This window comes from Rhodococcus sp. G-MC3, from assembly GCF_030063335.1.
In the GTDB taxonomy this organism is placed as follows: Bacteria; Actinomycetota; Actinomycetes; order Mycobacteriales; family Mycobacteriaceae; genus Rhodococcoides.
This window is the reverse complement of sequence record NZ_JASISW010000089.1, coordinates 1-1,098: the sequence shown is the minus strand read 5'-3', so window position 1 is coordinate 1,098 and position 1,098 is coordinate 1. Positions and strand designations below refer to the sequence as shown.

Below are 1,098 nucleotides of genomic sequence, written 5' to 3'. Positions count from 1 at the left end.
GTGCCGAGCGCCATCGCAGCGACAGCCTGAACACCGCCGAGTAGGTAGATGTCGTCTGCGCCGGCCAGATGGAATGCAGCGACGGTGGCTGCGGGTATTTCCCCTCGAATTGGAGGTGTGCAGGCGGTTACATGTGGCACCCCCGCTACTTTCGCGGTGACTGTCGTCATGTGCGCTGACGCTACGAGGGGGTATCGGCCACCCGGTGCATAGGCGCCTGCCGCCGACACAGGAATGTTCCGCTGTCCGAGCAGAACTCCGGGAACAGTTTCAACCTCGAAATCCAAAATCGAGTCACGTTGGTGCTGAGCGAAGGTGCGAACGTTGTTCTGCACGGTCTTGATGTCGTCGATCACCTGGCCGGGAACCGACGCGACGATCCTGTCGATTTCTTCCTCGGACAGGCGAAACGTCTCTGGTGACCACTTGTCGAACTTTTCCGAATACTCACGGACTGCATCGTCTCCTCGCGAACGAATGTCCGCGATCACGCCCGAGACTGTCGCGGCCACGGCGGGATCTCCCGTCGCCGATACAGTACTTTTCGCGGACTTCAGATAACGGGGCATGCGCGCTCCTTGGGAGGGTCTGATCGAATGTATACGTATACAGTAGCCAGATCTTTTTACTATGAATACGTATGCATTTCAAGTCGCCGCTAGGTATCTAGGCTGGCGATGGCCGTGTCACGCCTTGGCGTGATCCGTAGATCCACGTACGACGAGCCGACAGGGGAACGTGGAATGCCCGTAAGGTACTTCTGGATCCGCAATGCGGTCCAGGAGCATGCGCACAGCTGATGCCGCCATCTCCCTACTTGGTTGATGGACTGTTGTGAGGTCGAATGAGGGCCACTGCGCCATGTCAACATCGTCGAAACCGACGATCCATGCATCACGCGGAACAGAGAGCCCGAGACTGCGCACCGCATCGAGCGCCCCGAAGGCAATGAGATCGTTCGTGCAGAAAACCGCAGTCGGCACGACCTCGCCCCTCATCAGCCCCGTCATGGCGCAGAAACCGAATTCGTGACTGAACGGCCCACGCTGGTTCCATTCAGGTTTGAGCGAAGCCCCCGAGCCGACCAATGCCGCTTCG

Annotated in this window: 2 protein-coding genes; both read right to left on the bottom strand. The window is 58.9% G+C overall.

Annotated elements, in window-relative coordinates:
- Positions 1-569: histidinol dehydrogenase (locus QMK17_RS26300; protein ID WP_283512225.1), on the bottom strand; the 569-nt coding region annotated here is incomplete at its 3' end.
- 117 nt (positions 570-686) lie between these two features.
- Positions 687-1,098: substrate-binding domain-containing protein (locus QMK17_RS26295; protein ID WP_283512224.1), on the bottom strand; the 412-nt coding region annotated here is incomplete at its 5' end.